The organism is Mordavella massiliensis (assembly GCF_016901695.1).
Classification (GTDB): Bacteria; Bacillota; Clostridia; order Lachnospirales; family Lachnospiraceae; genus Claveliimonas; species Claveliimonas massiliensis_A.
On sequence record NZ_JACJKS010000021.1, the window covers coordinates 1 to 17997 of the forward strand.

A 17997-nucleotide genomic window follows, 5' to 3' on the forward strand; every position below is an offset into this window, starting at 1 on the left:
AATTATACCACGGATTACGGGCTCTTCGGGGCCTGTTTTCTGTTTTTAGGTATAAAAAGTGGAGCTGTTGCTCCAGTAGATTATCTATCTACTTTTGCAACAGCCCCTTCTTATATCTTAGGATCAGTCGAATTTAAACGCCACTTTGAAATCCCCGTACTTTCCGGTTGCATACTCGAACGCCTTCTCCCACTCCTCGATCTTGAACATACTGGACACAACCCCGTCTGTCTTCAGGTTGCCCTTCATCATGTTCTCGATCACAAAGGGATATGCGTAGGGGCTTAAGTGGGATCCCAGGATATCCAGCTCCTTGCGGTCGCCGATGATGGACCAGTCCACGGATGTCTCGGATCCGAATACGCTGAACTCCACGAAGCGCCCCAGCTTCCTTGTAACCGTCAGGCCCTGGATGACGCTGGAGGGATGTCCGGTCGCCTCAATGTAAACGTCGCAGCCATAATCGTCTGTCAGCGCCTTGATCTCCTTGTCCACGTCGCACTTGCCGGGGTTGAACACAAGGTCCGCGCCGAACTCTTTCGCCTTCTCCAGGCGCTCGTCCTTCATGTCCAGCACGATGAGGAGCTTCGGGTTCTTCATTCTTGCATATGTGATCATGCCAAGGCCAAGCGTGCCCGCTCCGGAGATGACCACAACGTCCTCGTTGGTGATGCTCCCCCGGTCCACTGCGTGCTTGGAGCAGCCGTAGGGCTCGACGAGAAGGGCCTGCTCGATGCTCATATCCTCGGGAACGCGGCTGATCACGCAGTTCTTCGGGTAGCGCACATACTCAGCCATGCCGCCGTTGTTGTAAGACTGGAATCCCAGCATGTCGTGGGGCTGGCACATCCAGTAATGTCCGTCCTTGCAGAACCGGCATTTGCCGCAGGGAACGATCTGGTCCGCGATGATGCGGTCGCCCAGCTCGTATCCTTCCACGTTCTCACCGATCTCCACCACTCTTCCGAAGAACTCGTGGCCCGGGATGAAGGGCGGTTTTACCCATGCCGGCTGTACCTCGTCGCCCCAGAACATCGCCGCCCCGTGGTTGCACTTCAGGTCGCCGGCGCAGATGCCGCAGGCTTCCGTCTTGATGATGATATCGTCCGGTCCGCATTCCGGCGCCGGATAGGCCGGCTCAAAACGATAGTCATCCTTGGAGTAGGCAACAAGTGCCTTCATTGTTTTTGGAGTACTTCCTCTGTGTGCCATAGTGTCTTTCCACCTTTCTTTATTTAAAATATTTTCTTTTCCATGACTGCACTATACTTCAAACTGTCCCCAGACAGTGTCCAGAGCCGCGCTGACGGCCCGGTATTTTTTGTACTTCTTCTCATAGATCTCGCGCATGGCCGGGTTCGGCTCCACCCTGCCGGACACATGCACCATGTGCTCGGCCGCCTCCCTGTAGTCTTTGTAGACGCCGGCCGCGATGGCAGCCGCCATGCCGCATCCGAGGGCGCCCAGCTCCTTGGCGTCCACCGTCTCCATGGGGAAGCCCAGGATATCCGCGAACATCTGCACCCACACTTTGGAATTGCAGGCGCCGCCCGCCATCCGGATCGCCTCCGGCGGCTTCCGCGTGGACAGAAGCTTCTCAATGTGCGTCTTGTGGGAGTACGCGACCCCCTCGTAGATGGCGCGGAGCATGTGGCCCTTGTTGTGGTAGGTAGTCAGGCCGATAAACGCGCCTTTCCCAAGCGGGTGGGCGTTGGAGCCGTACAGGAAGGGCAGGAAGTAGACATCGCATTCCTCCGGCTTAACGGAGGCCACTTTGTCGTTCACGATGCTGTATATATTTTCCCCCTCCGGGATGGGCTCGTGGTCCATGCAGTTCTCCAGATACCACTCCAGGTTGCCCGAGGAGGTGGCGCTGCACTCTTCCACCAGGTAGTATCCGGGCATGGCGAACAGCGAATTCATGGCAACGCTCCCGTCCATGATCGGTTTTTCCGATATGTACTCATTGATGCTCCATGTGCCCGCGATGGTGCACATCCGCTCCGGCGAAGTGACGTCCACCGCGACGGCGCAGGCGTCTATGTCGAACATGCCGCCCGCCACGGCCGTGCCCGCCGGAAGCCCTGTCAGCTTCGAGGCCTCCTCCGAGATTTGGCCGCACAGGTCGTAGGAGTACCGGATCGGCGGGAGCATGTCATAGGCCTCCCCGATCCCCAGCTTCTCCAGGATATCTTTGTCAAACCGCGCGTCCCGCACATTCATAAGGCCGGATCCGGATATGTCCGTGGCCTCGCTGTAGGCTTCGCCGGTGAGGCGGAAGCGCACATAGTCCTTCACCGAGAACGCGTACCGGATATTGTCGTACACCGCCCTCTCGTGTTCTTTCAGCCACGCCAGGAGCGATACCTGCTGGCATGCCATGAACTCCTGGCAGAGCCGGTCGTGCACCTCGTCGTACACCCCGTTTTCATGCCATTTCTCCGGATATTTCCAGGCCCTGCTGTCCGTGGAGATGATGCCGTTGTAGGCGGGTTTCCCGTCTTTCCCCCACGGATACAGTCCTTTCCCGTGGCCGCAGACAGCGATGCCGAGCACATCCTTTCCATCTATGCCGGCCTTCTGAAGCGCCCGCCTGATGCAGTCGCAGTTGGCGAGCCAGAGCTCCTCCATGTCCCGCTCTGTGTAGCCGGACTTCGGGGTGATCATGCTTGTCTGTCTGCCGGCTGTGGCGATCTCCTTCCCGTTCAGGTCGAAGATAGCCGCCTTTGTGGATGTGCCGCCGTTGTCAAGGCCCATTACATACTGTCCCATTTCCTGAGTCTCCTCCTTTCCCTCCTGCCGCGTTGTACCTACGCGGATCTTCTACAGGAGCTTTGCAGCTTTCGCGAACTGCTCGTCCAGGAACTTCCGGTTCCAGGCCGCGATCTCGCGCCAGTTGTCCTCCCCGCAGTACCAGAATTCCGCCACGTACCTTCTGACGCCCTGCCGGTAGAGCTGCGCGATGGCCGCCGGGAAATCCACCTGGCCTGTGCCGTAGGGGATCTCACGGAATTTCCCCGGCACGGTCTCCTTCAGGTGCGCCGCCGCGATATGCCCCTTCCCTGTCCGGATATCCGCCGGCACGTCAGAGGTCGCGTTGGAGATGTTCCCGATGTCCGGGTACACCTGCAGGTAGGGGGAATCCACCCGGTTCACGCTGTACATAGCCTTCTCCACCGTGTTCATGAAATCGTTCTCCATCGTCTCCATGGCGAGCATCACGCTGTGGGCCGCCGCGAACATGGTGCCCTCCTCCAGGTTCCGGTAGAACCGCTCCCTGGTCGTCTCGTCGCTGACCTCCTCATAGTAGCAGTCGTACCCCTGTGTCTGGATGATGCGGATCCCCATCTTCTTGGCAAAGAGGACGCCCTTCTCCAGCAGTTCCTTTGCCTCCCTCTCCCACTTTTTGCTGCCGAGCGGGTATTTCCGCTGCGCGCTGAAGCAGATCGTCTCGATGGGGAAGCCTGTCTCCTTCTGCACCTCCCTGAGCTCCATGATCTGGTCGTCGCTCCAGTCCAGCCTGGACATTCTGGCGTCCGTCTCGTCGATACTCATCTCCATGTAGTCGAAGCCGGCCTCCTTCGCCGCCAGAAGCCGCTCCTTCCAGCTCAGCTCTGCCGGGATGGCCTTCTCATAGATGCCGAGCCGGTAGTCATTTACTGTCTTCATCGTTCCCTCCTTTAAACTGTATATTCAATAGGTCATTTCTAGCCTTATTATAGTATTTTTATCCGGATATAGCAATTACATTTTTCGCCGTTTCTGACTTTTGTCTTATTTTTCACATACAAAAAAAGCTCCCGGAATACCCTGTATCCCGAGAGCTTTTTTTCTCTTCAATCCTGTATGATTATCTGGCGGCGTATACGTTCTTCAGCTCTACCTTGCCGGCTCCGCGCGCCTCTGTCCTGGGAGCAAATGTCACGCCTGAAGCAAGCGCCTCAACGATGTTGTATAAATCTCTTAAAAGGATATAGCATCCTGCTGCCACGAAGATCACTGCCGCGATTGTTGCAAGTACTGTCATCATATTTACCACCTCATAGATTGTTAAATTTTTGTTTATCTTGTTTCTGGTAGTATCATAGCATCTGCGCGCCAAAAGGTAAATATGAAAAATCGCCGATTTTCGCCATCATATGAGCCGCTTGTTTGTTACATTTTTATCAATACAAAAGGCCGGCTGTATGATTTCACCAACCGGCCTTTTCTGTGCGTGACTTTATCGTCAAAATCGCTCTATTCCTTCACCTGGATGCAGTTCTGTGCCGCCCAGGCCTTCACCTGATCCCGGAGGATGTAGCTTTTGATATTGTGCTCCTCCACTTCCTCCTCCATCTCTTCCACATCTTCGTAGGACATCTCGTCGGCCAGCTCTTCCTTCGCCTTTCCGTACTCCTCGTCCGTCATGCTGATGTCCTCTTTTTCCGCGATGAGCTCTGCGGTCAGGTTCTCTTTCAGGTTGGACTTCGCCGCCTCGGTCACCTGCTCCTCGAACTCCTCCTCCGTCACTTCCATAGCGGCCAGGAAATCCGCGAACTCCATCCCGTAGTAGTCCGCTCCCGCCTGGTAGTAAGTGTAGAAGGCCTCCTTCTCCTCATCCAGCCTGTCCTTCGGGTACTCGGTGACCTCCGTGCCGTCCAGGATCTTCTGCCACACCTTGTCCTCCAGCTCGCTCTGGACGTACTCCTCGTTGTTCTCCTCCAGGAGCTCCCGCATCTCCTCCCGGTACTCGTCCACCGTCTCGGACTTCTGCGAGATGGTCTGCACAAACTCGTCGGTGAGGTCCGGCAGCTCCTTCTCCCGGATGCCGGTGAGGGTGATCGTGAACGTCACGTTCTTCCCCGCATAGTTCTGATTGGTGTAGTCCTCCGCGAAGGCGTGCTCCAGCTCAAAGGAATCCCCGACACTGTGGCCGATGACCGCGTCCTCAAACTCGGCAAAAAAGGTGTTGGAGCCAAGTTCCAGCTCGTACGCCTCGTTCCCGCCGTTCTCGATCTCCTGTCCGTCCGCGGATGCCGTGTAGTCCAGCACCGCAATGTCGCCCTCCCTGGCGGGGCGGTCCGTCACCTCCGTGATCTGCGCAAACCCCTCCAGCACAGTCTGGATGTTGTTCTCCACAGACTCATCCGTGATGTCGGGAAGTCCCTCCACCGCTTCGACCTCCACGCCCTTGTACTTTGCGATCCGGATGTAATCGTTTGACGCCCCGCCCGCCGAGCAGGCCGTCAGTCCTGTTGCCGCCGCCAGCATAAGCGCCGCCGCATACTTCTTCTTCATACGCTTGTCTTCTCCGTTTCTGTTCCGTTTTCTCCCGGCGCCTCTGCGCCCTGTCAGAGTCTATTATACACCGGCCCGGGAAAAAAATCATCCCCTCCTGTTCCCTTTTGACCCGGAGCCGCCGTTGTACTATAATAGAGACGGCGCTGCCCGGGCAGCGCCGGAAAAGGAGACGAGAACTTATGATAAAACTGATCGCCAGCGATCTGGACGGCACGCTTCTGCAGGGCGGCGCGCAGTCCCTTGACCCCGCCGTGTTTGACCAGATACGGGTCCTGAAGCAGCACGGCATACGCTTTGCCGCAGCCAGCGGACGCCAGTACGTGAACCTGCGCCGCCTCTTTGAGCCGGTGCAGGACGAGATATCCTACATCGCCGAAAACGGCTCCCTGTGCATACACAACGGGGAGACCCTCTCAAAAAGCCTGATCCCCCGGGGGCTCGGCGTCCGGATCGTGGACGCCATCCACCGGTGCGCAGGCTGCGACCTGATCATCTCCGGCGAGCGGGTCTGCTATACGGACTCCCGCAGCCAGGCCTTCATCGACCACATGGTCCACGTCGTGGGGAACGACATGTGCATGGTGGGCAGCATCGACGAGATCCGCGAGCCCTTCCTGAAGATCTCCGTCTGCAACTTTGACGGCACGAAGGAGTGCCTGCGCTATCTGCAGGACCTGTTCTCAGAGGAGATCAAGGTCGTGACCTCCGGCAACATCTGGGTGGATTTTATCGCCCCCGGCTCCAACAAGGGGACCGCCCTGCAGGCCCTTCTGCAGCACCTGCACATTGACCCGGATGCCTGCGTCGTCTTCGGGGACCAGTACAACGACGTGGAGATGCTCCAGCTTGCAGGGACAAGCTACGCCATGTCAAATGCAGCGCCCGGCATTGCCTTCTATTCCACCTACGTGACCGACTCTGTCCCCGAGGTGCTGGACGACATCATCGCTTCCCTGGATATGTAAAAGAACCCGCGCAGGAGAACTCTCCCGCGCGGGTTTCTTTCGTATGCCGTCTGCGCCTTTATCTTCTGCGCCTATATTTTTGCGATGGCTTCCTGCTCAATGGAGAGGCCGGTCTTGAACCGCTCGATAAACGCCTCAAAGCCTTCCACATCCTTCGGATCCGGATCCATGCTCACGCCCTCGTTGCCGGCGAACACCTTCTCATCCAGGTAGGACTCCAGCGTCTCGCCCGGCGCCTTGCGGACCGCGTAGGCCGCCAGAAGCGCGATGCCCCATGCGCCGCCTTCGCCGGCTGTCTCCATCACGGATACGGGCGCCTGCATGGCCGCCGCCATGATCCGCTGTCCCACGCCCGGCGTCTTGAACAGGCCGCCGTGGCCCAGGATCTTGTCGATCCGGATCTTCTCCTCCTTCACGAGGATATCCATGCCGATCTTCAGCGCGCCAAGGGCCGCGTAGAGGTGGGTCCTCATAAAGTTCGCCAGATTGAACCGGCTCTCCGGCGTGCGCACGAACAGCGGACGCCCCTCGTCGATGGGGATGATGTTCTCCCCGGAGTAGTAGCCGTAGGACAGAAGCCCGCCGCAGTCCGGATCCCCCTCAAGCGCCTTGTTGTAAAGAGTTGAGAACAGCGCGTTCATGTCCACCTTCATGCCGGACGCCTCCGCGAACTCACGGAACAGCGATACCCAGGCGTTGAGGTCTGACGTGCAGTTGTTGGCATGGGCCATGGCCACCAGGCTTCCGCTTGGCGTGGTCACCATGTCGATCTCCGTGTGCACTTTGGAGAGCTCCTTCTCCAACACGATCATGGCAAACACGCTCGTGCCGGCGGACACATTCCCGGTGCGGACCGCCACACTGTTCGTGGCGGCCATGCCCGTGCCGGCGTCTCCCTCCGGCGGGCATACCGGCACGCCTGCCTGCAGGGCGCCGGAGGCGTCAAGAAGGGCAGCCCCCTCCTCTGTCAGCACGCCCGCGTCCTCCCCGGCTGTCAGCACCTGGGGCATGATGTCGCGCAGCTTCCACGGATATCCCTTTCCCTTTACAAGATCGTCAAACTTCGCGATCATGCCGGCGTCAAAATCCTTTGCCCCGGTATCGATGGGGAACATGCCGGAGGCGTCGCCTATGCCAAGCACCTTCCGCCCTGTCAGCTTCCAGTGGATGTAGCCTGCCAGCGTTGTGAAGTAGGCCACGTCCTTCACGTGCTCCTCCCCGTTCAGGACCGCCTGGTAGAGATGGGCGATGCTCCATCTCTGGGGAATATTGTACCGGAACAGCTCTGTCAGCTCGTCCGCCGCCTGCCCCGTGATGGTGTTCCTCCAGGTGCGGAACGGCACAAGAAGCGTCCCCTCTTTGTCAAATGCCATGTAGCCGTGCATCATGGCGCTGAAGCCAAGGCCAGCAAGCTTTGTCACCTCAGCCCCGTAAGTCTCCCTGACGTCCCGCAGCATGTCGCTGTAGCTCCCCTGCAGGCCCTTCCATATATCTTCCAGGGAGTAGGTCCAGATATGGCCGTCCAGCTTGTTCTCCCAGTCGTAGCTGCCCGAAGCGACCGGCTCGTGATCCTCGCCGATCAGCACGGTCTTGATCCTCGTCGAGCCCAGCTCGATGCCGGCTACGGCCTTTCCTTCCTCTATCATCTGTTTTACAGACTGTACGTCCTTGCCCATCGTATCCTCCTCCTTAACCATGTTCTTACTTCCCGTTTTCGCAGACCGAAAGCCGCTCTACCACCGCCGGCTTCAGTTCATATGCCTGTTCCACCTGCTCCCCCTGCACCATCTTCATGACGACCTGCGCGCTCAGTTCCCCCAGCTTGCGCAGCGGGTTGTGCACGGTAGACAGAGGCACCGGCAGATCCTTTGACGTGTCCGCGTCGTCGATCCCCATGATGGAGATGTCCTCCGGGACCCGCATGCCGGCCTCAAGGCACATGTCCATGAACTGCCCGGCCACCGTGTCATTATAACACAGGCACGCGGTCACTCTCTCCGCCATTTTGAGCCAGCTGTTCCTCCTGTCTGCCAGCTCCTTTTCATAGCCTGTGGTGATCCACAGGATGTCCTCCTCCCGGATCTCGATGCCCGCTTCCAGCATCGCCTCGATAAAGCCCAGATAGCGGAGGTGTCCCTGTCCGTCATCCCCCTTGAAGACCGCCCCCAGCTGCGTGTGTCCCTTCTCGATCAGGAACCTGGCCGCCCGCTTCCCCGCCTGCCGGTCGTCCATGGATACATGGGGCGCCTGCAGGTCCGGGTAGTAGGAGTTCAGGAAGACGACCGGGATCTGCTGCCGGATCAGTTCCTTGTACAGGTAAATATTGGGGTTCGGGAGCGCGCTTCTGACCGACTCGACGATCAGACCGCTGATCAGGTTCTCCCCGGCCATCCTGGACAGGATGATGCGCTCCGTCTCGATGGAGTTGCGGGTCGAGGCGACCTGGATGGAGTAGCCCTCCCCGGACACCTCTTTCTCAATGGCTTTGATGATCTTCGGGAAAATGTACTCGTCAATGTACGTCGTCACCACAGCCAGCTGCCTGCTGTGGCCGCCCTGCCCGGCAAAGCCGGGGGAGCCACTTATATACGTGCCGCTCCCCCTTCTGCGCACCACAAGGCGGTCCAGCTCCAGCCGTGAGATCGCGTGCCTCACGGTCTGCCGGCTGACGGAGAAGATCTGCATGAGTTCATTCTCCGAGTAGATCCTGTCTCCCGGACAGAGCTCACGCCTGTCTATCTGCGCTTTGATCCAGTCGCAGATCTCCATGTATTTTGGCTTCTGTCCCATATCTTTCCCCCGCGTTCGCAGTCGTTATCTTATTTTCCCAGACGGATCACATTCCAGGAAGCCTTGTGCAGCGTGCTCGTCATGATGGGCGCGATCACGTTCACCAGCTGCGCCAGGCACGCCATCTTCACCCGGTCTGCGTGCTTCAGGAAGGTGATCAGCATCAGGCCTACCAGAAGGGCGTCCTCGAAGGTGTAGATGTCCTCCAGGAGGGCCGGCGCCACCTGCCACGGCTTGTTCTGTGTGATGTCCAGCTCCTCCGCCTTGGAATGGAACCATACATTCCACTCGTCAAAGCTTAAGTTGATATTCTTTGTGCCGCGCTTTTTCGCCTTCACATAGTCACATGTAGCGATGACGGTCTTGATGAACTCCTCCATATCGTTGGATTTCGCCAGGAAGTCCGCCGTGTCGTTGGCCTCGTTTCCGTAGTACTGGTGCAGGGACACATAGTCTACGTAGTCGTAGGTGCGCTCCAGCGTGGTGGCCTCCCACTGCGGGAAGGTAGGCATCTCCCGGTTGGAGCTGCCGCAGGAAACGAGCTCGATGGTGGGGTCGATGAGCTTCATGGCTTTGGCTGTCTCCTCCGCCACGCGGCCGTACTCCTCCATTGTCTTGTGGCCCAGCTGCCAGGGTCCGTCCATCTCATTGCCAAGGCACCATACCTTGATGTTGTGGGGCTCCTTCACGCCGTGGGCGATACGCATGTCGCTGTACTTTGTCCCGCCCGGATGGTTGCAGTACTCCAGCAGGTTGCAGGCGTCCGCGATGCCTCTCGTGCCCAGGTTGACAGCCATCATCACGTCTGAGTTGGTCTTCTTTGCCCTCTTTGCAAACTCGTTGATGCCCACTTCGTTCTTCTCCAGGCTGCGCCATGCAAGCTCCAGGCGGGCCGGTCTTTCAGACACTTCAGATTTTCAGCTTATTTCTGCCCGTAATACGCATTGGCTCCGTGTTTTCTGTAATAATGCTTGTCCTGGAGCTCCTGGGGCGCCGGCTCGTTGCCCGGATGGATCATCTCGCAGCGGGCCGCCATCTTGGCCACCTCCTCGAGGACCACCGCGTTGTGCACCGCCTCGTGGGCATCCTTGCCCCATGTGAAGGGGCCGTGGTTCTTGCAAAGCACAGCAGGAACCGCGTTGTAATCCTTGCCTCTCGCCTCGAATTCATCTGCGATAAGCACGCCCGTATTCTTCTCGTAGGCCTCCTCGATCTCTTCCTTTGTCAGGTTGCGCACGCACGGAACCTCCCCGTAGATATAGTCCGCGTGGGTGGTGCCGTAGCAGGGGATGTCCCGCCCTGCCTGCGCCCAGCTCGTGGCCCAGGGGGAGTGGGTGTGCACAATGCCGCCCACCTCCGGGAAGCGGTTGTACAGCACCACGTGGGTTGGGGTGTCAGAGGAGGGGTTGTAGCGTCCCTCCACCTTGTTGCCCTCCAGATCCACCACGACCATGTCGTCCGGCGTAAGCTTGTCATAGTCCACGCCGCTGGGCTTGATGACAAAGAGTCCTTTCTCCCTGTCAATGCCGCTTACATTGCCCCAGGTAAATGTCACGAGCCCGTACTTGGGGAGCAGCATATTCGCCTCATACACTTCTTTTTTCAGTTCTTCCAGCATCTTTTTTTCCTCCTGTCTTTCCGCAAGATCCTATTTCCTGTACACGAGCGCATTCCACTTCAGCTCATTCTGGAACCGGCGGATCGTCGTATCTCTGTCGATGAAGACAGCCTCGATCCCCATGTACGCCGCCCAGTCGCCCATCTGCTCCGCCGTCAGGTCGTAGGAGAAGGCTGTGTGATGCGCGCCTCCGGCCAGGATCCACGCCTCCGCGCCGGTCTGCAGGTTCGGCTCCGGCGTCCAGAACGCAGTGGCAACCGGGAGCTTCGGCATCGGCTTCTCTGTCTTCTTGCAGTTCACATCGTTGATGATGAGCCGGAACCGGTCGCCCAGATCGATCAGGGATGTGGCGATGGTCGGGCATACTTCCAGCATGTGGGCCTCCAGCACGCCTTCCCTGCCCTCGGGCAGGATTTCATATTTATCGTAATACTCTTCCACAAGCGTGTCAATATCCGCCTGGGATATAGCCGCCACAGCTTCCGCGATCTCATTGACCGGGTAGGTGTCCACCTCCCAGCCAAATTTGATCTGAGCCTCCACCTTGTCGCCCTCTGTCACAGCTACGTTCCGCATATTGTCCGCGATCCGCATGACGCGCACATGGCTGCTCTCGATCACACCCACCGCCGTGCGCATCCAGGCGCCGATCCGCTTCTGGACATCCGCGTCCGCCCAGTAGCCCATGACCACCTTGCGCTCCATGCCGAGGCGGCTGAAGATATGCCCGTACTCCCGGTCGCCGTGGGCCGCCTGGTTCTCATTCATGAAATCCATGTCAATGGTGTCGTAGGGGATCTCCCTGTTGAACTGGGTGTGCAGATGCAGCAGGGGCTTGCGGAATTCCTGCAGACCCAGGATCCACGACTTGGCCGGCGAGAACGTGTGCATCCAGGTGATGACGCCCGCGCATGTGTCGTCCGTGTTGGCCTCGTTGAACGTCCTGCGGATCAGCTCGTTGGTGATGAGCGTCGGCTTCCAGACAACCTCGTAGGGCAGATTGCCGGATGCATTCAGCTCCTCCACGATCTTCTGCGAATGCTCCGCCACGTGAGCCAGACACTCGTCCCCGTACAGATCCTGTGAACCTGTGCAGAACCAAAATTTGTACTATTTCTCTTCCACTGTTGTACCCTCCTTTATTCAACTTGTACTGATAACTGTACTATACAATGCCTTAGTTGTATTTACAACTACAATTTATGAAAAAGGCGGAGTCTTTTTCAGACTTCCGCCTCCTGCATATCGTTTCTCTGTTTAATACGCTTCCTCCCGCCTGGCGGACAGAAGGGGCAGCTGCTCCCGCACCCGGTCCGCCATGGAAAGGTCGATCTCGGTCAGCATATAGCCCGGCTTCTCATCCATCTGCCGGATCACGTCGCCCCAGGGGGAGACGAGGATCGAATGCCCCCAGGCCACATAGCCGGCCGACTCATCCCTGGCCGGGGATATGCCCGCCGCAAAGCACTGGCCGTCCACGGCGCGGCTGCGGAACATGAGCTCCCAGTGGGCCGGGCCGGTGGTCATGTTGAAGGCCGCCGGCACGAGGATCAGCCTGGCCCCGTCCCGGGCCATCCGAAGAGCCAGCTCCGGGAAGCGGAAGTCAAAGCAGACGCACAGGCCGATCTTCCCGAACTCCGTGTCAAAGACCGTGCTTGCGCGTCCCGGCGTCAGGGTGTCCGACTCCCGGAAGTGCTGGCCGCCCTCCACCTGGATGTCAAACAGATGGACTTTCCTGTGTTTCGCCGCCTGCCGCCCCTGCCGGTCGAACACATAGGCCGTGTTGTAGATCCTCCCGTCCGCGTCCCGCTCCGGCACAGAGCCCGCCGCCAGCCAGACGCTGTACTTCGCCGCCATGTCCCGCAGCGCCCGCCACATGGGGCCGCCCTCCGCCTCGGCGTACACCGGGAAATTCGCTGTGTCGTAGGGGCAGGCAAACATCTCCCCCAGCGCCACCAGGTCCGGCTTCTCCGGCGCCATCTGCGCCAGATACGCCTCCGCCTGTTTCAGATTTTTCTCCTTGTCCCCGTACACGTGGGACTGGATCTGCGCGATCTTCACACGCCTCATCTCCTTTCCTCATCCTGCAGGGCCGGCCCCTTGAAGATCCGGCCCGCCAGATAGCCGTCCGCCGCCGGCTCCTCCCGGTCCTCCCCCGGGAAGGCCATGTCATACATGAGGGAAGCCAGCATCCCCGCGGACTGGGTCTGGGCTGCCAGGCAGACGGAGAGCCGCTCCAGCTCCTGCCTGTTCCCGCTGTTCCTGTGCCTGTTGTACACAAGGTCGTGGGTGCACTCGCCCCAGGCCTCGTCAAAGATGGTCCGCACCTGGATCTCCGCATAGTGCCCCTCGTACCAGACAAGGTAGTGCAGGCTGCAGTAGCCCTCCTTTGAGATGGTGGGCCGGAAGGGGAGCTCCCCGTCCACCAGATAGGCGGAGATCTCATTCCCGTACCGGACGTACAGCCGGGGCTGCTCCGCCAGGAAGTTGCCCGCACCCTCTTCCGGGTAGGCCGCCTCCCAGTCTTTCACGCAGTCCTGCTTCCAGGGGGCGAACACATCCAGGATCCACTCGTGGACCATCCGCCACTGCTGGGGGTAGCGGATCAGGATCCGGATCCCCACCAGGTCCGTGATGACTTTGTAGTAGTTGTCCCCGCAAAGCGGCCGGTATTTCTCCACATCCCAGTCTTCGCCCGGCAGCCGGGGGAGTTCCGCCTTCTTCCGGATGCACTTCCCGATCAGGCTCTCCGCAGTCTTCACCCGGTACTTGGCCGAGTGGATCTCTTTTAGCCGCTCGTCTGACAGGATCCGGATCAGCAGGCTCCGGGCCGTCTCCTCGCACCCGGCGCGGTAGGGGTTCGCCCCCTCCCCGTAGTGCTCGGCGATCCGCTTCAGCTGGAAATCCAGCTCCGGCTCGATCTCGCTCACCTGCCCGTACATGCTCTCCAGCTCCGCCTCCTCCACGATCCTGTCCAGTTCACGATTCCAGTCCATCTGCGCACCCCCTCTCCTGTCAGGCACTGTCTGCATGTGATCTGTACGTATGATAAAAAAGAGGGCACCCCTCCAGTCATTTTCATAACCTTCAAGATGCCCTCCTGATTATATGCTTCTTCTGTTGTAGATCAGAGATTACTCGATGATCGTAGCAACACGGCCGGATCCTACTGTACGGCCACCCTCACGGATAGCGAAGCGGAGACCCTGCTCCATAGCTACCGGATGGATCAGCTCGATCGTCATCTCTACGTTATCACCAGGCATGCACATCTCTGTTCCCTCGGGAAGCTCGCAAACACCTGTAACGTCTGTTGTTCTGAAGTAGAACTGCGGACGGTAGTTGTTGAAGAACGGAGTATGACGTCCACCCTCGTCCTTTGTCAGAACGTATACCTGAGCTGTGAACTTGTGGTGGCATGTAACAGAACCGGGTTTGCAAAGAACCTGTCCTCTCTCGATCTCTGTTCTCTGAACGCCACGAAGCAGCGCGCCGATGTTGTCACCAGCCTGAGCCTCGTCAAGAAGCTTACGGAACATCTCAACACCAGTTACAACTGTCTTCTTTGTCTCCTCGTGGATACCAACGATCTCAACCTCGTCGGATACGTGAAGTGTACCACGCTCTACTCTACCAGTAGCAACTGTTCCACGACCTGTGATGGAGAATACGTCCTCTACAGGCATAAGGAACGGCTTGTCTGTGTCACGCTGCGGATCCGGGATGTAGGAGTCAACTGCATCCATGAGCTCCATGATCTTGTCGCCCCACTCTCCGTCCGGATCTTCCAGAGCCTTCAGAGCGGAACCCTGGATGATCGGTGTGTCATCGCCCGGGAACTCGTACTCGTCAAGCAGCTCACGGATCTCCATCTCAACCAGCTCAAGGAGCTCCTCATCGTCAACCATGTCGCACTTGTTCATGAATACAACGATGTAGGGAACGCCTACCTGACGGGACAGAAGGATGTGCTCTCTTGTCTGAGCCATAACACCGTCTGTAGCAGCAACTACGAGGATAGCGCCGTCCATCTGAGCAGCACCGGTGATCATGTTCTTAACGTAGTCAGCATGTCCCGGGCAGTCAACGTGTGCATAGTGACGCTTGTCTGTCTCGTACTCAACGTGAGCTGTGGAGATCGTGATTCCACGCTCTCTCTCCTCGGGAGCCTTGTCGATGTTGTCGAAGGCAACCTCGGCGTTACCGGCTACTCTGTGAGCCAGAACCTTTGTGATGGCTGCTGTCAGAGTTGTCTTACCATGGTCAACGTGGCCGATGGTACCAATATTGCAATGCGGTTTTGTTCTTTCAAATTTAGCTTTTGCCATTTTGAATATCCTCCTTAATCGAGCGCCCTTTTTTCGGGCATTTTTTGATTTGATCAGTTAAACTCGGCTAGTTCTGATTATATTTCATATCCCCCCGTTTTTCAAGCTTTTTTCACACTTTTTTAGGCAAAAATGTGGGGCCGGCCTGACGGGGGAGGATATTAATCATTTTTTCCGGATAATACTTTCTCCTGTACGGACTTCGGAACAGCTTTGTAGCTGTTGAAGAACATGGAGTAGTTGCCTCGTCCCTGTGTTCTGGAACGCAGGTCTGTGGAGTATCCGAACATCTCGGAAAGCGGCACGAATGCGCGCACGATCTTTCCTCCGCCCAGATCGTCCATACCCTCGATCTGTCCGCGGCGGGAGTTCAGGTCGCCGATGATGTCTCCCATGTACTCCTCCGGCATGGTGACTTCCACCTTCATGATAGGCTCAAGAAGCACCGGCGCGGCTTTCTTCATCGCGTCCTTGAAGGCAAGGGATCCGGCGATGTGGAAGGCCATCTCTGAGGAGTCGACCTCATGGTAGGATCCGTCGTACACATTCGCATGGATGCCCACAACCGGGAATCCGCCAAGGATACCGGACTTCATGGCTTCCTCGATACCTTCGCCGACAGCCGGGATGTACTCCTTCGGGATCGCTCCGCCGACTACGGTTGACTCGAACTTGTATGTCTCCTCGCCGTTGACATCCATGGGCTCGAATTTTACCTTACAGTGTCCGTACTGACCACGTCCGCCGGACTGCTTCGCGTACTTGCTGTCCACGTCCACAGCCTTGGTGAAGGCCTCTTTGTAAGCAACCTGCGGGGCGCCTACGTTGGCTTCTACCTTGAACTCGCGGAGCAGACGGTCCACGATGATCTCCAGATGGAGCTCGCCCATACCTGCGATGATGGTCTGGCCTGTCTCCTGGTCTGTGTGTGCGCGGAAGGTCGGGTCCTCCTCTGCCAGCTTGGCAAGGGACTCGCCCAGCTTGCCCTGAGATGCCTTTGTCTTGGGCTCGATCGCCAGCTCGATAACCGGCTCCGGGAACTCCATGGACTCAAGGATGACCGGGTGCTGCTCATCACAGATCGTGTCGCCTGTTGTGGAGAACTTGAAGCCGATGGCGGCGGCGATATCGCCGGAGTACACCTTATCCAGCTCCTGTCTCTTGTTGGCGTGCATCTGCAGGATACGTCCCACACGCTCCTTCTTGTCCTTTGTCGCGTTCAGCACGTAGGAACCGGAGTTGACGGTTCCGGAGTAAACGCGGAAGTAAGCGAGCTTACCTACGAACGGGTCTGTCATGATCTTGAATACAAGAGCGGAGAAGGGCTCCTCGTCAGAGGAATGTCTCTCCACCTCGTTGCCGTCCTCATCGACACCCTTGATAGCCGGGATGTCTGTCGGGGCGGGCATGAACTCAAGGATCGCATCCAGAAGCTTCTGGACGCCTTTGTTCCTGTAAGCAGATCCGCAGCATACCGGAACTGCCGTACACTCGCATGTCGCTTTACGAAGAACTGCCTTCATGGCCTCCACGGACGGCTCCTCGCCCTCCAGGTACTCCATCATCAGATCGTCGTCCAGCTCGCAGATCTTCTCCACAAGCTCTGTGTGGTAGAGCTCTGCGTCGTCTTTCATATCGTCCGGGATCTCTGTCACGGAGATGTCGTCGCCCTTCTCATCGTTGTAGATGTAGGCCTGCATCTCGAACAGGTCGATGATCCCCTTGAAATCGTCTTCCTTACCGATCGGCAGTTGGAGGCAGATGGCATTCTTGCCGAGCCTTGTCTTGATCTGCTCTACGGCATTGTAGAAGTCAGCGCCCAGGATGTCCATCTTGTTGATGAACGCCATACGCGGTACGTTGTATGTGTCCGCCTGGCGCCATACGTTCTCGGACTGGGGCTCTACGCCGCCCTTCGCACAGAACACACCCACTGCGCCGTCAAGCACGCGAAGGGAACGCTCAACCTCTACCGTGAAGTCCACGTGGCCCGGAGTGTCGATGATGTTGATGCGGTGCTCTAAAGCGCCCTTCTTCGGCTTCGTCTTCTCCTCCAGTGTCCAGTGGCAGGTGGTAGCGGCTGAAGTAATCGTGATACCTCTCTCCTGCTCCTGCTCCATCCAGTCCATGGTAGCAGTACCTTCGTGAGTATCACCGATTTTGTAGTTAACACCAGTATAATAGAGGATACGCTCTGTCAGTGTCGTCTTACCGGCATCGATATGAGCCATGATACCAATATTCCTGGTTCTCTCCAATGGATATTCTCTTCCAGCCAAGGTCTTCTCCTCCTATTAGAATCGATAGTGAGCAAATGCTTTGTTTGCTTCTGCCATCTTGTGCATGTCTTCTTTTCTCTTCACGGCTGCGCCTGTGTTGTTGGCTGCATCCATGATCTCATTTGCCAGTCTCTCCTCCATCGTCTTCTCGCCTCTTGCGCGGGAGAAGTTGGTCAGCCAGCGCAGAGCCAGAGTCTGTCTTCTCTCAGCTCTCACCTCGATCGGCACCTGGTAGTTGGCGCCGCCGATACGTCTTGCCTTTACCTCAAGTACGGGCATGATGTTGTTCATGGCCTCTTCAAACACCTCGATGGCCGGCTTGTCGCTCTTTGCCGCGATCCTGTCAAATGCTCCGTATACGATCTTCTGCGCGATGCCCTTCTTACCGTCTAACATGATGTTATTGATAAGCTTTGTCACCACTTTGCTGTTGTATAACGGATCCGCTAATACGTCTCTTTTCTGCGTATGTCCTTTACGTGGCACGGTTCTTCCCTCCTTAAACATTTTGATTAATTCATCGGTACTCACATGTGTCTTTCTAATGATACAGTGCAGTGCACAGGTCATACACGAGAGAAGAGCGTATCTTCTATCTGTAATACCTGTAACTTACTTCATCATAGTTCTGTTTGTGACTACAGTCATACTGTCCTCCGGGCCAATCAGAGAAGTTCTTCTCCGCTTCGCTCCGAAGAACAAAATAATCTCTAACTTCGCGCTGCGCTTCTGCT

The 17997-nt window shown here is 57.6% G+C and carries 14 protein-coding genes and 2 pseudogenes; 1 reads left to right on the plus strand and 15 read right to left on the minus strand.

Annotation, left to right across the window (positions count from 1 at the left end):
* Positions 1-123: 123 nt before the first annotated feature.
* The 5 genes from H6A20_RS11360 to tig form a co-directional block, all read right to left on the minus strand.
* Complete coding sequence (locus H6A20_RS11360) at positions 124-1182, minus strand: alcohol dehydrogenase catalytic domain-containing protein (RefSeq protein WP_338106696.1); 1059 nt, start codon at positions 1180-1182, stop codon at positions 124-126.
* 81 nt (positions 1183-1263) lie between these two features.
* On the minus strand, positions 1264-2772 hold the full coding sequence (locus tag H6A20_RS11365; RefSeq protein ID WP_204907243.1) for an FGGY-family carbohydrate kinase: 1509 nt from the start codon (positions 2770-2772) through the stop codon (positions 1264-1266).
* A gap of 51 nt (positions 2773-2823) precedes the next feature.
* Positions 2824-3669: an L-ribulose-5-phosphate 3-epimerase gene (locus H6A20_RS11370; RefSeq protein ID WP_204907244.1), complete on the minus strand. Its 846-nt coding sequence runs from the start codon at positions 3667-3669 to the stop codon at positions 2824-2826.
* Between the two features lie 181 nt (positions 3670-3850).
* On the minus strand, positions 3851-4027 hold the full coding sequence (locus H6A20_RS11375; RefSeq protein WP_204907245.1) for a hypothetical protein: 177 nt from the start codon (positions 4025-4027) through the stop codon (positions 3851-3853).
* Between the two features lie 212 nt (positions 4028-4239).
* A complete protein-coding gene (tig, locus tag H6A20_RS11380; RefSeq protein ID WP_204907246.1) occupies positions 4240-5280 on the minus strand; it encodes a trigger factor in 1041 nt (346 codons plus the stop codon).
* 182 nt (positions 5281-5462) lie between these two features.
* Between tig and H6A20_RS11385 the strand changes: the two genes are divergently transcribed.
* The gene (locus H6A20_RS11385; protein WP_204907247.1) at positions 5463-6248 is read left to right on the plus strand and encodes an HAD family hydrolase; all 786 of its coding nucleotides are present in this window, start codon (positions 5463-5465) and stop codon (positions 6246-6248) included.
* Between the two features lie 71 nt (positions 6249-6319).
* Here H6A20_RS11385 and H6A20_RS11390 read toward each other — a convergent pair whose 3' ends face one another.
* From H6A20_RS11390 to rpsG, 10 genes and pseudogenes are all read right to left on the minus strand, one after another.
* Positions 6320-7924 (minus strand): xylulokinase, encoded by a 1605-nt coding sequence (locus tag H6A20_RS11390; protein ID WP_204907248.1) that lies wholly within the window; start codon positions 7922-7924, stop codon positions 6320-6322.
* A 25-nt stretch (positions 7925-7949) separates the two neighbouring features.
* A complete protein-coding gene (locus H6A20_RS11395; RefSeq protein ID WP_204907249.1) occupies positions 7950-9038 on the minus strand; it encodes a GntR family transcriptional regulator in 1089 nt (362 codons plus the stop codon).
* A gap of 77 nt (positions 9039-9115) precedes the next feature.
* Positions 9116-9946, minus strand: a pseudogene (locus H6A20_RS11400) (alpha-L-arabinofuranosidase C-terminal domain-containing protein); the annotation flags it as partial.
* A gap of 14 nt (positions 9947-9960) precedes the next feature.
* Positions 9961-10656, minus strand: coding sequence for an L-ribulose-5-phosphate 4-epimerase (locus H6A20_RS11405; protein ID WP_275952135.1), 696 nt, complete (start codon positions 10654-10656; stop codon positions 9961-9963).
* Positions 10657-10686: 30 nt separating this feature from the next.
* A pseudogene (locus H6A20_RS11410) lies at positions 10687-11766 on the minus strand (L-arabinose isomerase family protein); the annotation flags it as partial.
* Positions 11767-11913: 147 nt separating this feature from the next.
* Positions 11914-12726: a carbon-nitrogen hydrolase family protein gene (locus H6A20_RS11415; protein ID WP_204907250.1), complete on the minus strand. Its 813-nt coding sequence runs from the start codon at positions 12724-12726 to the stop codon at positions 11914-11916.
* Positions 12723-13652 carry a RelA/SpoT domain-containing protein gene (locus tag H6A20_RS11420; RefSeq protein WP_204907251.1) on the minus strand — a complete coding sequence of 310 codons (930 nt, stop codon included), beginning with the start codon at positions 13650-13652 and terminating at the stop codon, positions 12723-12725. Before H6A20_RS11420 ends, H6A20_RS11415 begins: the two co-directional genes overlap by 4 nt.
* Before the next feature lie 138 nt (positions 13653-13790).
* Positions 13791-14984 (minus strand): elongation factor Tu, encoded by a 1194-nt coding sequence (gene tuf, locus H6A20_RS11425; protein WP_204907252.1) that lies wholly within the window; start codon positions 14982-14984, stop codon positions 13791-13793.
* 161 nt (positions 14985-15145) lie between these two features.
* Positions 15146-17263 carry an elongation factor G gene (gene fusA, locus H6A20_RS11430; protein WP_204907253.1) on the minus strand — a complete coding sequence of 706 codons (2118 nt, stop codon included), beginning with the start codon at positions 17261-17263 and terminating at the stop codon, positions 15146-15148.
* Positions 17264-17278: 15 nt separating this feature from the next.
* Positions 17279-17749 carry a 30S ribosomal protein S7 gene (gene rpsG, locus H6A20_RS11435; RefSeq protein WP_338106698.1) on the minus strand — a complete coding sequence of 157 codons (471 nt, stop codon included), beginning with the start codon at positions 17747-17749 and terminating at the stop codon, positions 17279-17281.
* Positions 17750-17997 lie beyond the last annotated feature (248 nt).